The 15,157-nt window shown below is 62.7% G+C and carries 13 protein-coding genes and 1 tRNA gene; 8 read left to right on the top strand and 6 right to left on the bottom strand.

The genetic code is table 11. From position 1 onward, the window contains the following. Nucleotides 1-579 precede the first annotated feature (579 nt). Nucleotides 580-1,545: a hypothetical protein gene (locus BKH28_RS13320; RefSeq protein WP_143224078.1), complete on the top strand. Its 966-nt coding sequence runs from the start codon at nucleotides 580-582 to the stop codon at nucleotides 1,543-1,545. A gap of 200 nt (nucleotides 1,546-1,745) precedes the next feature. Here BKH28_RS13320 and BKH28_RS05375 read toward each other — a convergent pair whose 3' ends face one another. Next, entirely contained in the window at nucleotides 1,746-2,795 is a 1,050-nt protein-coding gene (locus tag BKH28_RS05375) for an IS3 family transposase (RefSeq protein WP_075417834.1), read from the bottom strand. A 186-nt stretch (nucleotides 2,796-2,981) separates the two neighbouring features. Here BKH28_RS05375 and BKH28_RS13315 point away from each other — a divergent pair, with 186 nt between their 5' ends. Both BKH28_RS13315 and BKH28_RS13310 read left to right on the top strand, forming a co-directional pair. Beyond that, nucleotides 2,982-3,581, top strand: a complete 600-nt coding sequence (locus BKH28_RS13315) for a HepT-like ribonuclease domain-containing protein (RefSeq protein ID WP_143224077.1) — start codon at nucleotides 2,982-2,984, stop codon at nucleotides 3,579-3,581. Nucleotides 3,582-3,894: 313 nt separating this feature from the next. Next, on the top strand, nucleotides 3,895-4,416 hold the full coding sequence (locus BKH28_RS13310; RefSeq protein ID WP_143224076.1) for a hypothetical protein: 522 nt from the start codon (nucleotides 3,895-3,897) through the stop codon (nucleotides 4,414-4,416). A 376-nt stretch (nucleotides 4,417-4,792) separates the two neighbouring features. Here the strand turns inward: BKH28_RS13310 and BKH28_RS13790 are convergent, their stop codons facing one another. Further along, nucleotides 4,793-5,287, bottom strand: coding sequence for a DNA-binding protein (locus BKH28_RS13790; RefSeq protein WP_256695501.1), 495 nt, complete (start codon nucleotides 5,285-5,287; stop codon nucleotides 4,793-4,795). Between the two features lie 100 nt (nucleotides 5,288-5,387). Continuing rightward, nucleotides 5,388-6,638, bottom strand: coding sequence for a DUF1266 domain-containing protein (locus tag BKH28_RS05360; protein WP_075417832.1), 1,251 nt, complete (start codon nucleotides 6,636-6,638; stop codon nucleotides 5,388-5,390). 197 nt (nucleotides 6,639-6,835) lie between these two features. On the opposite strand from BKH28_RS05360, the gene BKH28_RS05355 reads away from it, so the two are divergent. Beyond that, a complete protein-coding gene (locus tag BKH28_RS05355) occupies nucleotides 6,836-8,008 on the top strand; it encodes an aminotransferase class I/II-fold pyridoxal phosphate-dependent enzyme (protein WP_075417831.1) in 1,173 nt (390 codons plus the stop codon). A gap of 89 nt (nucleotides 8,009-8,097) precedes the next feature. After that, nucleotides 8,098-9,138 carry a DUF1266 domain-containing protein gene (locus BKH28_RS05350; protein ID WP_075417830.1) on the top strand — a complete coding sequence of 347 codons (1,041 nt, stop codon included), beginning with the start codon at nucleotides 8,098-8,100 and terminating at the stop codon, nucleotides 9,136-9,138. A gap of 98 nt (nucleotides 9,139-9,236) precedes the next feature. On the opposite strand, the gene BKH28_RS05345 is transcribed toward BKH28_RS05350, so the two are convergent. Continuing rightward, a complete protein-coding gene (locus BKH28_RS05345; protein ID WP_075417829.1) occupies nucleotides 9,237-9,437 on the bottom strand; it encodes a YdeI/OmpD-associated family protein in 201 nt (66 codons plus the stop codon). Nucleotides 9,438-9,610: 173 nt separating this feature from the next. Between BKH28_RS05345 and BKH28_RS05340 the strand changes: the two genes are divergently transcribed. Next, nucleotides 9,611-10,525, top strand: a complete 915-nt coding sequence (locus BKH28_RS05340; RefSeq protein WP_075417828.1) for an alpha/beta hydrolase — start codon at nucleotides 9,611-9,613, stop codon at nucleotides 10,523-10,525. Nucleotides 10,526-10,562: 37 nt separating this feature from the next. On the opposite strand, the gene BKH28_RS05335 is transcribed toward BKH28_RS05340, so the two are convergent. Both BKH28_RS05335 and BKH28_RS05330 read right to left on the bottom strand, forming a co-directional pair. Next, nucleotides 10,563-10,638, bottom strand: a tRNA-Val gene (locus tag BKH28_RS05335). 163 nt (nucleotides 10,639-10,801) lie between these two features. After that, nucleotides 10,802-11,206: a DUF3052 family protein gene (locus BKH28_RS05330; protein ID WP_009397367.1), complete on the bottom strand. Its 405-nt coding sequence runs from the start codon at nucleotides 11,204-11,206 to the stop codon at nucleotides 10,802-10,804. A gap of 398 nt (nucleotides 11,207-11,604) precedes the next feature. Here BKH28_RS05330 and aceE point away from each other — a divergent pair, with 398 nt between their 5' ends. Together aceE and BKH28_RS05320 are read left to right on the top strand one after the other, a co-directional pair. Further along, nucleotides 11,605-14,358 (top strand): pyruvate dehydrogenase (acetyl-transferring), homodimeric type, encoded by a 2,754-nt coding sequence (gene aceE / locus BKH28_RS05325; RefSeq protein ID WP_075417827.1) that lies wholly within the window; start codon nucleotides 11,605-11,607, stop codon nucleotides 14,356-14,358. Nucleotides 14,359-14,466: 108 nt separating this feature from the next. Next, nucleotides 14,467-15,111, top strand: coding sequence for a DUF3060 domain-containing protein (locus tag BKH28_RS05320; RefSeq protein WP_075417826.1), 645 nt, complete (start codon nucleotides 14,467-14,469; stop codon nucleotides 15,109-15,111). The last annotated feature ends 46 nt before the right edge of the window (nucleotides 15,112-15,157 follow it).

Below are 15,157 nucleotides of genomic sequence, written 5' to 3'. Positions count from 1 at the left end.
GCATGGAGTGAGCACTCGGAGGAACGCCGACGGATACGAGTAACAGAGCAGTACAGTGCCGCTGACAGAACACGTTGAACAATCAACATCCTGCATCGTGCCACTGCGCCCCTCCGGTCCGCCTCAGCGCGCACTCGGATCGGGCTCAGCCCCAGGGGTAGCGCCTTCACCGGCACCTGTCACCCACCCCCACTCAGTGGGCCTCGAGTGACGGATACATGCGGCAGTTCAGAGTAGTGCCGCTTGAAACCGGTGGGTCACTCTGCGATCTGACCATCCACTACTGCGGCGCAGGTGAAGGACAGGTACACGCCGCCAGCGCCTGAGCATGCTCTTACCACATCGACTCGCCCTGGGAAGTTGGCCCCCACAGACGCCAGCTCCCAGGGCGGCTTTTGCGTCGCTCCTCCAACGTTCACTCATCAGCATTGGCTGCCACCACAGTATTTGTTACGGTTTCATCACAGTTGGTGACGTGTGCCACTACTAATCGTCTAGGCGGTATAGCCTCGGAGATGCAGGCAAGGACGTCTGCTGGAGTCAACAGCTCCATCGCCCTCATCCCCGAGGAGGATCACGATGAGCAAGACGAGCAAAGCAAAAAAACTGATGACAATCTGCCTCAGCGTGCCGTTAGCCACCGCTGCAGCAGTGTTTGCAGCACCAACGGCAAGTGCAAACTATGCTGTTGTGAAGGTGTTTGATACACCCGAAGTCCAATACATCAATGTGCGCAATACTGCCGACACCAGCACTAACGAGAATATCATCGATACTATCAGTGCTGGCTCCTTCGTATGGCCGATGTGCTGGATTAGTGGGAGCGCCGTCCCCAGCCCGTTCCCTGGACAGCCTGCAAGTACCATTTGGTACAGGATACCAGGATATCCGACTGGCCTGGTATCACACGCCTACCTCGATACAGGTGGCGATGATCCAGTCGTGCCGATGTGCGACCCCAACGGACCGCCTGAGGCCGATAGGAAATTCCCATTCAAGTTTGGCGGCAACGTCACCGTCTATCTTAAAAAGCCACCGACTATTCCAGAGCGCTACAACATCGCATACTTTTTCCCAAACAACCCGCACGTAGAACCGGGATTGCCAGAAATGTTGCTTGCTCACTACCAGAGAGTTGCTGGCACTCCAGGAGCCGATACGTTCATTAGTTGGAACTACTTTGTCGACTATCAAGACTTCCTCGATATCGCATATAAAATTCCCGTGGGGGGCATGGCAGGGTTTGACCCCAATCGCAATAAGGTAGATCTACCGACACACTTAGCGTTGGGGCATTTCGACATTTACCGGCTGTCGTCATCATGTTATCTCGTGTATGACTATTATAATTTTGAGGCAGGCGGCGAGTATGACATACTCCACCAAGAGGCCGTAACTGGCGCCGCTATGGAGTATAATATTTTCTCTCTAGGAGATCTTCCGAATGCACCCGCACAAGGCGGCTCCGAAGGAGCAGGTACAGCAGGTGGACAAGCCAAAACATGCAGTGAACTTGGCCTTGATAACGGAGGTGGCGGCTGGTAGTGCGGCTCTTCGCGTTTGAGCTTGTAGTAGGCAGAGCCTATGATCTGCTTGATGGGGGCATCAAAGCCTCGGGTTTGGTGGAAACTGGTTTATCTGGTACCGGTGGTTGCTCGGCCTTGTACAGCGAGTTGAGCGCCTCGGCCAGGGCGTTGTCGTAGGAGTCCCCCTTCGAACCCACCACCCACGGCCGCACACCCCGCCTACCTCAGGGCGTTGTCGTAGGAGTCCCCCTTCGAACCCACCGAGGCGACCGCCTCGCACTCGGCCAGGGCGGCCCCGTAGCGGATGGACCTGTACTGCACCCCGCGGTCGGAGTGATGCACCAGGCCACAGAGATCAGCTCCGGCGCGTTTCCGTTGCCAGACCGCCATCTTGAGGGCATCCAGAGCCAGGTCGGTGTACAGACTGGTGGAGGTCTGCCAGCCGATGATCCGCCGCGAGTACACGTCGGTGACGAAAGCGACGTACACCCACCCCGAGAACGTACGGACATAGGTGATGTCGGCGACCCACAGCTCATTGGGAGCAAACGCCTCGAAGTGGCGCTTGACCAGGTCGGCCGGGCACTGGTCCTTAGACACCGAGCGCGTGGTACGTGGTGATTTGGCGCGTCTGACGCCGCGCAGGCCCAAGTCGCCCATGAGGCGTTCGACGGTACAGCGGGCCACATGACCGGCACCGTGACGCTCGGCGATCTCAGGGCGGTTGAGCATTACGTGCATCTTGCGGGCCCCCAGCACCGAGTAGTTGTCCTTGTGGACCTTGGATATCTCCGTCTTGAGAGTCTCGTCGCGCAACGACCTGGCTGATGGGGGACGGGTCTTGGCTGCGTGAGTCACGTGCTCGGGGCGATCTTGACTCCGGCGCTGGTCAACGCCCGGCAGATCGGCTCGACCCCGAACTCCTCCTTCTTGGTCTCGATGTACTGGCAGATCAACGGGACGGGCGCTCACACTCCGCCGCGATAGACAAGCTGACGCGCTCTTCAGGATCGCGTTGGCTCTTCGCAGCTCTCGGACTTCTTTCTCCAGCTCCTTGATCCGCTGCGTCTCATCGGTGGTGGTGCCGGGCCGGGTGCCCTGGTCGATCTGGGCCTTCTTGACCCAGGTGCGTAGAGCCTCGGGGTGGACGCCCAGCTCGTCGGCGATCCGACGGATCGAGCCCTTGGCCCGCGCCGGGTCAGACAGTGCCTCCAAGGTCATCCTCGTGGCTCGCTCCCGCAGCTCATCGGGGTACTTCTTCTGTCCCATGACAGTGATCCTTCCGTGTCATCACTGCCTCCATCAAACCCGGGGCGATTCAATCAGCACGAGCCGGCGACGCGACGAACAATCGGAAGTGTCCATGCCCAGCATGGCATACACCACACGTCACGCGACACGCGGGTCTGCCCTGTCTGGACCCTCGTGAGATGAGACGCCACTAGGGTTAGTGACATGAAACTTGAGTGGGCCAAACTGGCCGTGGCCCTAGTCAGTCACGTTGCTTGGCCAATCACGATCCTTGTCGCCGTTTGGCTCCTCAAAGGACGCTTGCTAAAACTGCTTGACCCAAAGAACGTAGAGCAAATCGAAGCGGGGCTGAGCGGCGTTAAGCTGACCACCCGCAAGATCGATTTCGAACTCGACAGCGTCCGCCAAGCCGTATCGACGTCAGCACCCAGTGCAAGTCCAACTGACACTCTCGAGGAGTCCCCTTCAAAGAGCTTCGCTGAGATTGCTGCCATAGATCCCGCAGCGGCCGCACTGGCGAGTGCAGCACGATTTGAGTCGGTACTTCGTCGGCGCATGGACAAAGCGTACCGAGAGGCGCCCCAGTCACCGGAAGATCGGCGGCGACCGCAGCCAATGGGCAGGATGATCAAGGAAGCGCAAGAAACTGGCCTGCTTAGTTCTGAGGAAGCGAGCGCCGCTGAGCGACTCAATCAGATGCGCAACCAGATTGTTCATCAGTACGCAGACGTAGAGATGAGTGAGTTGCAGGCTATCGAGTTTTGTCGCCTTTCCGCTGAATTGGAGCGCGCGATCCTCGATTAGCGACTTGTTGGTTTGTATGTCCGCCACACAACACGCATCCCAGTATGTAGCAGCTCCCATCATCGGGAGACCTCGACCCCTACCCAAGCAACGACGCACCCGCCCCACCTACGCACTTCAATAGGCCCCGGCCACTACACCTTTAAACACGAAGAGCCAGTAAATTTCCAACCAACCAATGGTTTTGACTTATCAAGAATAAAGGAGGGGGCGAGTAGATTATATTCGAGCCTGTGGACAGGTTCGGTTATGCGATAAACCAACTCAATGTTTGATTGGATTAATTTTATAGAATACGTATAATATATAACGTATGTTACGATTTATCCTAAGAACCATCTTTATTATTGCCACTGGCCTCATTGGCTCAGGAATCATTATTTATGGCATTCCATACGTACTTCTCACATCACCATTCTTTGCGGTTGACGCGACTAGCACACTCAAGCAACGTTTGCCTAACGAGCACACTCGGGCTCTCGACATTCGGTATAGCCAAGGTTCACCCAAGTTCAGCCGCGACGGCCCAAGCGGCAGCGTAATTGGCTATATTTCCGATGCCGAGAAACGTCATAAATTGCTTGCTAATCAACTGTTTGCCGATTGCTCAGGTGGCTGCTCATCTTGGCAGTCATATAGCGAACTCGATAATGATGAGGCATCGGCACTGCAGAGTGACGAAAAAAGTTTGCCGTCCGGCTTGCGCAGTACCCTTCGCATGGCAACAGGAAAGGATAGCCATTGTATCGCTCGCTACCATCCTGGACCGCACAGCGAGGTATTTTGCCTGTCGCTTTCAACAGGGGCGTTTGTGTACGGGTATGATGAGACCTGAGGTATATGAGCACACTTTAGCAGTTAACTAGACTTATTTCACATGAATCCCCATACTGCGCAAATGGAGGCGATCACTACAACTCTGAGAGCCCCTCATATGTCGCATTTCCCGCCCTACATTACTCGTCTGCACTGTATCCTTACCCTTACTGACGCTCGGCAACTGGGCAATGTGCTTGACAGCCTCGCTCTCGGCATAGGCATGAACGCACCCGCCTCTAAAGGACAAGATCGGCCGGATCGTTGCGCAGGCTTACCACTGTCTCCTTGAGACGTATGACTACGGTGGAGTGTGGTGGAGGGCTATGCGCTTGACGATCTACATCGCCATCTACGAGAAGAGCAGAGGACACACACTGCTCCCCCGCCTCTTGTCATTTCTGCGCGGCCGCCAGATGCTTGCTCACCGTATCCCGCCCGAAGCCGAGCTCCAGACCGATATCGATGTAGGTACGACCTTGAGCGTAGAGCTGCTGGGCACGTTGGAGGTCATCGCTGGTGAAGTGTCGCTTGCGGCGGGGTGGTCGCTTGGCCTGGCGGCACGTGGCGCGGACGGTGGACTCAGTGACACCGACCTCGGCAGCGATCTCGTGGGCCGACATACCTGTGGGCTCAAGCCTCAGGATCTGCTCCTTCTTGGCCGCGCTGATCGGACGGCAGGCCGTGTTGCGGATACCGCGGGTCGTCGTGGTCTCGCTCGCCTGCTCGGTGGGCGCTACGCTAGCCGTGCTCGGTTCTGGAGCCACCTCACCCGCGATGAGACGCTTGCGGAAGGCGAGCAGGGGTAGCCAGTTGTTCGAGTTGATGCTGCCCAGGTGCACCACAGCATCGCTATACAAACCCTCACCACCGGCTCGGAAACGCGTCACAGAGTTCCTCTCACATCGGTTCAGTCTCTGGACTGGTTGCGGGCCTGGAGCCCGGGCGAACCAGGTGAGGCTGCTGAGCTCAACGGCACACTCACCCTGCTCATAACGGGTAGGCGGCGCTGAAGGCACGCACACGCGGTCCCAGACCATTCATGAAGGCCTCCAGGTGCAACGGCAACTCGGGGTTGATCACCCCCACCACATCCCAGTCGGGGAAGAGCGTGCCAAGCTTCTTGCCATTGGCGTAGAAGACGATGTCCTGCCCCGGCATCACTGACACCGTGAACCTCACCTGCTCCCAGGGGATCGGGGTGAAGACTCGGCGCAGCGCCTTTCTGGAGACCAGGAAGCAGGCGTCCTCCGTCATCACGGCGGTAAGCCGAGCCCCCTCACTCGTACGCAGGAACGGCACGCCGCTCCAGTGCTCCTGGTCAAGACTCGAGTCGGTCCAGAACGTGGTCGCCGCTGCGCCGTCGCCGCGAGCAGGCAGATCCCACAGAGGTATACGGGCAGTTCTCAGATCTTCGAAGACGCCCCCGATGCCACCTGCATCGGCGGGACGCCAGAAGACCTCCTGTGCCAGAGCACGTGCACGCAGAAACGTCCCCGCATCCGTGTCCGCATTCTCAAGCACCTTGGCGGTAGCCGAGTCCAGAGGATGCTCAGCCGTCGCCAGCCACCCACTGGCACCAAGACGGACAGCACGCACACGCTCGGCAGGAATAAGGGCCTCGATCGCGCTGATCAAGGCACTGAGATCCTCCGCAGGCCAGATTTCTGTGCGGAACAGGGTGACAGGAGCAGTCAGTGCCATGATGTGGGCGCCTTCAAGAATGATCGTCGCATCAACATGGCGAGTCTCAGGTGTTGCGTACATGACCTGGAACGCCACCTTGCCCACGATGACCGAGGCCAGGTACTGCCCCCATCCGGAGCAGCGGTCAACGAAACCCTGCACGTAGCGCTCAAGGAGGGCCGCCAACATGCGCTCGTCTATATAGCCCGCTGCGCGAGCCGAGGTGAGGATGTTGATGACGCGGCAGCAGTCGAAGCCCGCAGCCACTGCGGAGCCGGCGAGCATCGACACGGCGGGTACGTGCTCAGCTACGAGGCTCGAATCCGGCCATAAGCCGGCCTCGGCCTCCAGCGAGTCACACCACTCGATCGCAGAGGCGGCGTCCACAACCTCGAAGGACTCCTCCAGGAGAGTGGCCGCGACCTCCTGGCTCAACCCCGCCAGTCCAGCGCCCTCCGTGTCCCAGAGCTCAGGAGCTGCCTCGTGATACGGCCTGGCCAGGAACTCGTAGTCAGCGTGAAAGGGAGAGACAAGCATCATGGCGTCAGTGAGCACGATCGGACTCCGTCCTAGACACGAGTGTTGCTCTCAGAGCCTTTCAGACACGGTACAGGAGAACAAGATATCAACCGGGAGAATGAGGGATCAGGAGGTCTTCTCCTCTCCTCTTCTCCCGGGTCCTCGGGACCTTTGCCCTCCCGCCATGAGAAGGAGGACACTGGTCCTGTCCCGCCCCGAGTCAAGGAGCCGTCATGAAGATCACCGCCCGGGCCAAGGCCGCTCAGCCCTTCCATGCGATGAGCATTGGCGAACGCGCTGGAATCCTCCAGGCGGAGGGCCACTCGATCGCCAAGCTCAGCCTGGGTGAGCCCGACTTCGGTGCACCTCCTGCTGTCCGCGAGGAGATGTGCCGTGTCATGGATGGCCGGCCACTGCCCTACTCCCCCGCCCTTGGCCTGCTCGCACTGCGTGAGGCCATTGCGGGCTTCTACCGGGACAGGCACGGTGTCAAGATCGATCCTGCCCGGATCGTCGTAACTACCGGCGCGTCCTCGGCGCTCCTGCTGGTGGCCGCTGCCACCACACAGCCCGGTGACGACGTCGTCATCGCAGATCCGTCCTACCCCTGTAACCGACAGCTGGTGGAGACCTACGGCGGCCGGATCGTTCTGGCACCTACCAGTCCTGCCAGCCGCTACCAGATGGACCGGACCGCAGCCGAGGCGGCGTGGACTCCTCAGACGAGCGCGGTGATGCTGGCGACACCGTCCAACCCCACGGGCACGTCGATCCCCTTCGAGGAGCTGGCATCGATCTGCGCGCTGGCCCGTGAACGCAGCGCCTGGCGGATCGTTGACGAGATCTACCTGGGCCTGGCCGATCCAGACGACGACGGAACGCCGGCGCGTACCGTCCTGGAGGCCGACTCCGACGCGATCGTCATCAACTCCTTCTCCAAGTACTTCGGGATGACGGGCTGGCGCCTGGGCTGGGCGATCCTTCCCGAGGAACTGGTGCAGCCCACGGAGAACCTGGCGGTCAACTACTTCCTGTGCGCTTCGACGCCTGTTCAGCAGGCCGCACTGGCGGCCTTCTCCCCCGAATCCATCTCCGTATGCGAGGAACGCCGGCAAGAGCTTCTTGCCCGCAGGAGCATCGTGCTCGACGGGCTGCAACGCATCGACCTGCCTGTACCGGTCCTTCCCGACGGCGCCTTCTACGTCTACTTCGATGTCTCCTCCACAGGGCTCGACGCCCAGACCTTCTGTCTCCGTGCCCTGGAGGAGGCGCATGTGGCTCTCACTCCGGGACAGGACTTCTCCACGACCACGGCTCACTCCCACGTACGGTTGTCCTACGCGGCCTCCTGTGACGAGCTGCACGAAGGAATGAAACGTCTCGAAAGCCTGATCGACAGCCTGTAAATAAACAGGCATTCAACTCAATAATTACTGCATCGACCTCTGTGCAACAATTTGGTACTCACCTGTTCGCATGTTGCACACTTCTCTTTATGTCCTTGCAGCCCTTGCTCCTTTCCGTCGCGCTGGTAGTTTTTGGGGTGATCGCCACCGTCGAGATCTCCAAATCAATCCATCAGAAAGTGCGCTTGCGCCGCGACAAGGCCTCCTCCGCCCCGCACCGGGGCGAGGAGTCCACATGGAATGAGCTCACTGAGCACCATCGGCCCATCAGAGACTCCGAGCCCGATGAGTTCACCGCCGGTCCGCAGGAGCGGCTCCTGGCGATCTGCGCGCCGTACTCCCTGTGCCGCCGGGACCCGTGGGACCGTCTCGCCTGCTCCGATCTTGACGGCACACGCACCATGCTCTCGCTCGACTGGGGCGTACGCTCCCGCACCGACCTCCTCTCCCGGATCTACTGGCTCATCACCTCCGGCCACCGCAGCGGATTCAATGCGGAGCGCGCTCGCTGGGTCGATACTTCCCTGGCGGAGGCCGAGCGCCACGAGCTGCGAGAGAGTTCCGACTCGTCCTCAGATGCGTCCGAGACGCTGTGGCGCCTCGGACGCATGCTCAATAATGATCGGGACATCCGAAACGTGGACTTCTCCGCCTGGGACCTGGTCCGTGCCGCCATGCTGACACGCTGCGGATTCGCGCTGGGGTGGCTGACCGAGGACGAGACCTGGGACACGCTCACGATCCTGGATCGTGGGCTGCGAGAACGCTATCAGAGCTGGACACAGATGTCGGAGTCATTCCGGCTGGCACGCTGGTACTGGAACTCCAAGAGCGGCAAGGACGAGCACTTCAACGACCTGCACGACCTCAACCGGTCACTGGTTCTCCTCAGCCCCGACGGGCCATGGGGGATCATCGACTGGGACATCGATACCCCTGAGCCCTCGTTTCTGATCCTCGATGATCTCCTCGACACCGGCGTGGCCATGCCGCTGGGTGCGGGCGAGCGGAAGCGCGCCACACAGTGGGAGCGCTGGGTCGACGATCAGGTCATTCTCCGCGGGCAGCATCGCCCCCAGCACTTCGGCACCCGCGTCGAGCAGCACCACCGGTTCACCAAGCGAGCCTGAGGAATCGCGTCAGCGGCGACTCAGCAACGGTTCGCAGGGCCGCGCCCGCCCCTCGCCATGACAACGGCTCGGCTAGGACAAGTCAGGGTCGGACACACCTACCCGTGCTTATCAACCATCATCTCTGCTGCTCTGGTGGCCCGACGACGGCGGGTCTCGGCACGCTTCGCCTCACTGATCCAGCGCAGGTACTCGTTCCGGTGCGATGGGGGCAGAGCCGCGAATATCCTCTCCGCCGCCTCATTCTCCGACAGCGCCTCGGACAGCTCCACCGGGATACTCTCCTGCTCGTCGCTCATTGCCTCTCCTCTAACCGGTTGACAGAAGTACCACACGGATAAAAAGGTCGGATAGGGACCTGATGGCAGCCCTCTTTGCCTCCATCGCCACGACCACCATAGCCGCTCCCCCACCTCGACACCTCCGCTGCTGAAGCACACGCGCCCACGGCTCACGCGGCTAGCATCGACGCGTGCCGACCAATCCGTACGTCCCCTTCCTGCCGCCGCACCACCAGCGCGCGGCCTCACTGGTGCCCGAGTCGACGTGGTGGCAGTGGCACGGCCACCGCGTGCACATCGCGCGAGCCTCCGACCCGGGGGCGCCGGCCCGGGTGCTGCTCGTGCACGGGGCGGGCGGGCACAGCGGAGCGCTGTGGCCCATCGCCGCGCTGGTGGCCTCACGCGGCATCGACGTCAGCGCCGTCGACCTGCCTCTGTACGGACGCACGACATCACCGGATCCGGCGGCCGTGCGCTACGGGACCTGGGTCGACCTCCTCGTCGACCTTGTTGAGGCCGAGCGCGATCACCGTCCTCTGATGCTTCTGGGCGCCAGCATCGGCGGCCTTCTCGCCTATGAGGTGGCGGCCCATTCGCCGCACGTGGAGGCGGTGGCCGCCACCTGCCTGCTCGACCCACGTGACTGGCGCGCCCGAGCACATATGACGCGTGCTGGGGCACTGGGCGTCCTGGGCGGGCCGTTGTCGACGCTCGCCCGCGGAAAGCTGGCGCGCACCATGGTGCCGATGAGCGCAGTGGCGAACCTGCGGCGGATGAGCCGCGACCGCGCACTGTCCCGCCTGTGCGCCATCGACCCGCGCGGGGGCGCCGCCAGGGTCCCTCTGGGGTTCCTCGCTTCCTACCTGCGGTTCATGCACACCCCGCCTGAGCGCAACCGCACACCGTTGACGCTGCTGCACCCCGGCCGGGACGCGTGGACTCCGGTCGAGCTCAGCGCCCGGGTGCTGTCGCGTGCCGCAGGTCCGGCCGAGCTGGTGGTGCTGCGCGAGTGCGGCCACTTCCCCGTCGAGGACCCGGGAGTCACGGATCTCGTCGACGCCGTCGCCGGCCTGGCTCGGCGCCTCGGCTCACGGGACCGGGCCTAAGAATGCTGCGGGCGCGCGAATGACGAGGTCACGCCCGTGGTGGACCCGGCCGGACTCGAACCGACGACCGACGCGGTGTAAACGCGTTGCTCTACCAACTGAGCTACAGGTCCAGGTGCAGACGTTCCCAGAAGCACATTCCCGAGCTCCCGGTGCCCGCACATGCGGCTGACGGCGCGAGCCGCCTCAGCCGGAGACTTTACCGCCTCCGCCGGGCAAGCCACTAATCATCTCCACCTCTGACGGCGCAGCATGCCGCGCGGCCATTGGGGCGCCTCAGCGCCCTCGGCTGGAGACCCTGATACCGCTCCAGTGCTGCCCCATGGAGGCGGCGGAGGTTGCGTGCATGCCGGCTGTCGCGGCAGCCTCCTCCACCTCAGCGGCCTGAACGGCGCCAGTGGTACGTGCCTTGGGCGTCAGCACCCAGATGAGCCCCGCACCGTCGAGGTTGGCCTGGGCGTCCATGAGGAGGTCGGTGAGGTCGTCGACGTCGCCGTCGTCGTCACGCCACCACACGATGGCCGAGTCGGCCACGTCCTCATAGTCCTCGTCCACCAGAGTGGTTCCGGTCTCCGCCTCAACGGCCTGCCGCAAGGTCTCGTCGACGTCGTCGTCGTAGCCGAACTCCTGAATGATGAGACCGGAGGCGAAGCCGAAAGCTCCACCCGCTGTACTCGCCACGTCTTTACACCGTCCTTCTGGGCTGCGCCCGTCTACCGCTCGCCCGCTGCTGGGCGATAGGTACTAGCCCACCGCACCCGGCACCAGCCGCGCAAGTGAACACGCATGTCAGATTACCTTGAACTTTCCTTTGAAGTTCGATTCCGGCGCGGCCACCGTCTTCAAGCCCCACACCCCTCAGCCCTCAACATCGAAACCAACCCGCCATCATGTGAGTCACACCATACGTGAGGTGGGACTTTCCTCCCGTTGGGTGCAGCGTTCGCCCCGTCGCAGGTCGTAGATTAGGGCCGTCATCCACAGCGGCCTGACTTCAGGCGTACGCCAACGCCACCATCGGCGCCATCGCACGCAATGAGGCTCGGGCCGACCGCACAGACGCGAGGAAAGAGGAATCCGTGAGCCCCACCAGTGACTCCACGCCGCTCATTGACGGCCTCCTGACGAAGGTGACCGACAACGACCCAGAGGAGACCAAGGAGTGGCACGAGTCCCTCGATGCCCTCATCGCGGACAAGGGCGCCAAGCGCGCGCGCTACATCCTGCTGAGCATGCTGGCTCAGGCCCGGCAGAAGAACGTCACGGTTCCCACCGAGATGACGACGCCGTACATCAACACCATCGACGTCACCAACGAGCCCTACTTCCCCGGCGATGAGAGCGCCGAGCGCACCTACCGGCGCTGGCTGCGTTGGAACGCCGCCGTCATGGTCACCCGCGCCCAGCGCCCCGGGGTCGGGGTCGGCGGACACATCTCCTCCTACGCCTCGACCGCAACGCTCTACGAGGTCGGCTTCAACCACTTCTTCCGGGGCAAGGACCACCCCGGCGGTGGCGACCACGTCTTCTTCCAGGGTCACGCCTCTCCGGGCAACTACGCCCGCGCCTTCATCGAGGGCCGCCTCAATGAGGCGGACCTGGACGGCTTCCGCCAGGAGGAGTCCCGCCCGGCCGGCGGCCGCGGCCTGCCCTCCTACCCGCACCCGCGCCGCATGGAGGACTTCTGGGAGTACCCCACCGTCTCCATGGGGCTCGGCCCGTCGGAGGCGATCTACCAGGCCTGGTTCGACAAGTACCTTCAGGGCGCCGGCATCAAGGACACCTCCCAGCAGCACACCTGGGCCTTCCTTGGCGACGGCGAGATGGACGAGCCCGAGTCCCGCGGCATGCTGCAGCTGGCGGCCAGCCAGCAGCTGGACAACCTCACCTTCGTCATCAACTGCAACCTGCAGCGCCTCGACGGCCCGGTGCGAGGAAACGGCAAGATCATCCAGGAGCTCGAGGCCTTCTTCAAGGGCGCCGGCTGGAACGTCATCAAGGTGATCTGGGGCCGTGGCTGGGACCAGCTCCTCGCCGCGGACAAGGACCACGCCCTGGAGCACCTCATGATGGAGACGCTCGACGGCGACTACCAGACCTTCAAGGCCAATGACGGTGCCTACATCCGCGAGCACTTCTTCGGTCGCGACCCACGCACCGCCGAGCTCGTCAAGGACTGGACCGACGACGAGATCTGGGCTCTCCAGCGCGGCGGCAACGACTACCGCAAGATGTACGCCGCCTACAAGGCCGCCACGGAGCACAAGGGTCAGCCCACCGTCATCCTGGCGCACACGGTCAAGGGCTACCTGCTGGGCGGGCACTTCGCCGGCCGCAACGCCACCCACCAGATGAAGAAGCTGGCGCTGGATGACCTCAAGGCCCTGCGCGACCGTCTGCACATCCCGATCACGGACGAGCAGCTTGAGGCCAACCCCAAGATGCCGCCGTACTACCGGCCGGCTGACGACGACCCCTCCCTGCTCTACATGCTGGACCGGCGCCGTCAGCTCGGCGGCTTCATCCCCGAGCGCCGCGACGCAGGCGTCGAGCTCGAGCTTCCGGGCGACAAGACCTACGACATCCTCAAGGGCGGCTCGGGCAAGCAGGAGGTCGCCTCCACGATGGCCTTCGTGCGCCTGCTCAAGGAGCTCATCAAGGACAAGGGAATCGGCCGGCGCATCGTACCGATCGTCCCCGACGAGTCGCGCACCTTCGGTTTGGAGTCGCTCTTCCCCACCAAGAAGATCTTCAACACCCAGGGCCAGAACTACACGCCGGTCGACGCCGACATGATGCTGTCCTACCGGGAGTCCACCTCCGGCCAGCTCATGCACACGGGCATCAACGAGGCAGGCTCGGTCTCCCTGTTCCAGGTGGCCGGCACCAGCTACGCCACCCACGGCGAGCCCATGATCCCGGTCTACATCTTCTACTCGATGTTCGGCTTCCAGCGCACCGGTGACCAGTTCTGGGCCGCCGGCGACCAGCTGACCCGTGGCTTCATCATCGGGGCCACCGCCGGGCGCACCACCCTGACCGGTGAGGGCACCCAGCACATGGATGGCCACTCCCCCATCATCTCGGCCACCAACGAGGCCGTCATCAGCTACGACCCGGCCTACGCCTACGAGATCCGGCACATCGTGCGCGACGCCCTGGAGCGCTGGTACGGGCCGGACTCGGGCCGCAACCGGGACGTCATGTACTACCTGACCGTCTACAACGAGCCGATCCACCAGCCCGCCGAGCCCGACGGCGTCGACGTCGAGGGAATCCTGCGCGGTATTCACCGCATCAGCACGGCTCCCGACGGCGAGGGGCCCGAGGTCCAGCTCCTGGCCTCCGGTGTCGGAGTGCCCTGGATCGAGGAGGCCCGCCGCATCCTGGCCGAGGACTGGGGTGTCCGTGCCGCTACGTGGTCCGTCACCAGCTGGAACGAGCTGCGGCGCCAGGCCCTTGAGGTAGAGAAGGCCAACTTCCTGGCTCCCGACGCCCAGAAGCAGGTCCCCTACGTGACGCAGAAGCTCTCCGAGGGCACTGGCCCCTTCATCGCCACTAGCGACTACGACCACCTGATCCCCGACCAGATCCGCGCCTGGGTACCCGGCGACTACTACACCCTGGGTGCTGACGGCTTCGGATTCTCCGACACTCGTGCCGCCGCCAGGCGCCACTACCTCATCGACGCCCAGTCGGTGGTGGTCCGCGCCCTCCAGGCGCTGGTGGAGCAGGGGCGCCTCGACCACTCCGTCCTGGCCCAGGCCGTTGCCCGCTACGACTTGACCAACGTCAACGCAGGTACCTCCGGGTCCCAGGGCGGGGAGTCCTGATCCCTCTCGTGCGTCTATAGTTGGACGCACTGACCAATTGTGGTGCCGGTGGAACGCGGTCTTCCGTGTCCCGCCGGCACCACCATGTCTGCCGAATGAGGTCCTCCGTTGTCCCGCTCCCCGATGCTGCGTTCCGCCTCCTTCATGGCCGCGTGCCTGCTGACCCTGTCCGGCTGCTCAGTCGGCTGGACCGGCGCCACGAGAGCGTCCTCGGCTCCGCCTGACCAAGCGCACGACGCTGCCGCTCAGGAGGCCGTGGAGGAGCCCACTGGGAAGCTGGAGGACACCAGCCCGGTTGATCCGTTGGAGTTCGGGAACTGCACGTCCTCCGAGATCAGCGAGTACGACGACGAGCTGACCGACAACGACGCGGAGGACACCCGAGCCCAGGCGGAGGCCGAGGTCACCAAGGTGGTGCCCGCCTCCGACCAGGTGAATGTCACCTCCAACGAGCTCTCTACCGACCAGGTGGTCAAGGTCTCGGCGGGTGCACGGGACGTAACAATCACCGCACAAAGTCTCGTGGTCATCATTGAAGGGGAGATCGAGTCACTCACCGTCCACGGGTTCGACAACACGATCTGGATCGATGCATCCAATAAAGTCACGTTCGGCTCGGACGACGGAGACAACCTCAATTACGTCTTCTGGCGCTCCAGGCCTCCACAGTCGAAGGTGGATCCACAAGGTGTCAACATGATCGGCAAGGATGTCAACGCCCCTGTCATCCGCTCCTGCCGCTCCTTCTCATGACACCGTTCGCGACAGAGCCGAACCATGCCTTCCGGGTGTCGGCGGG

This window comes from Actinomyces oris, assembly GCF_001937665.1.
In the GTDB taxonomy this organism is placed as follows: Bacteria; Actinomycetota; Actinomycetes; order Actinomycetales; family Actinomycetaceae; genus Actinomyces; species Actinomyces stomatis.
The sequence above is the reverse complement of the archived record's forward strand: the minus strand, read 5'-3'. Positions and strand labels throughout refer to the sequence as shown.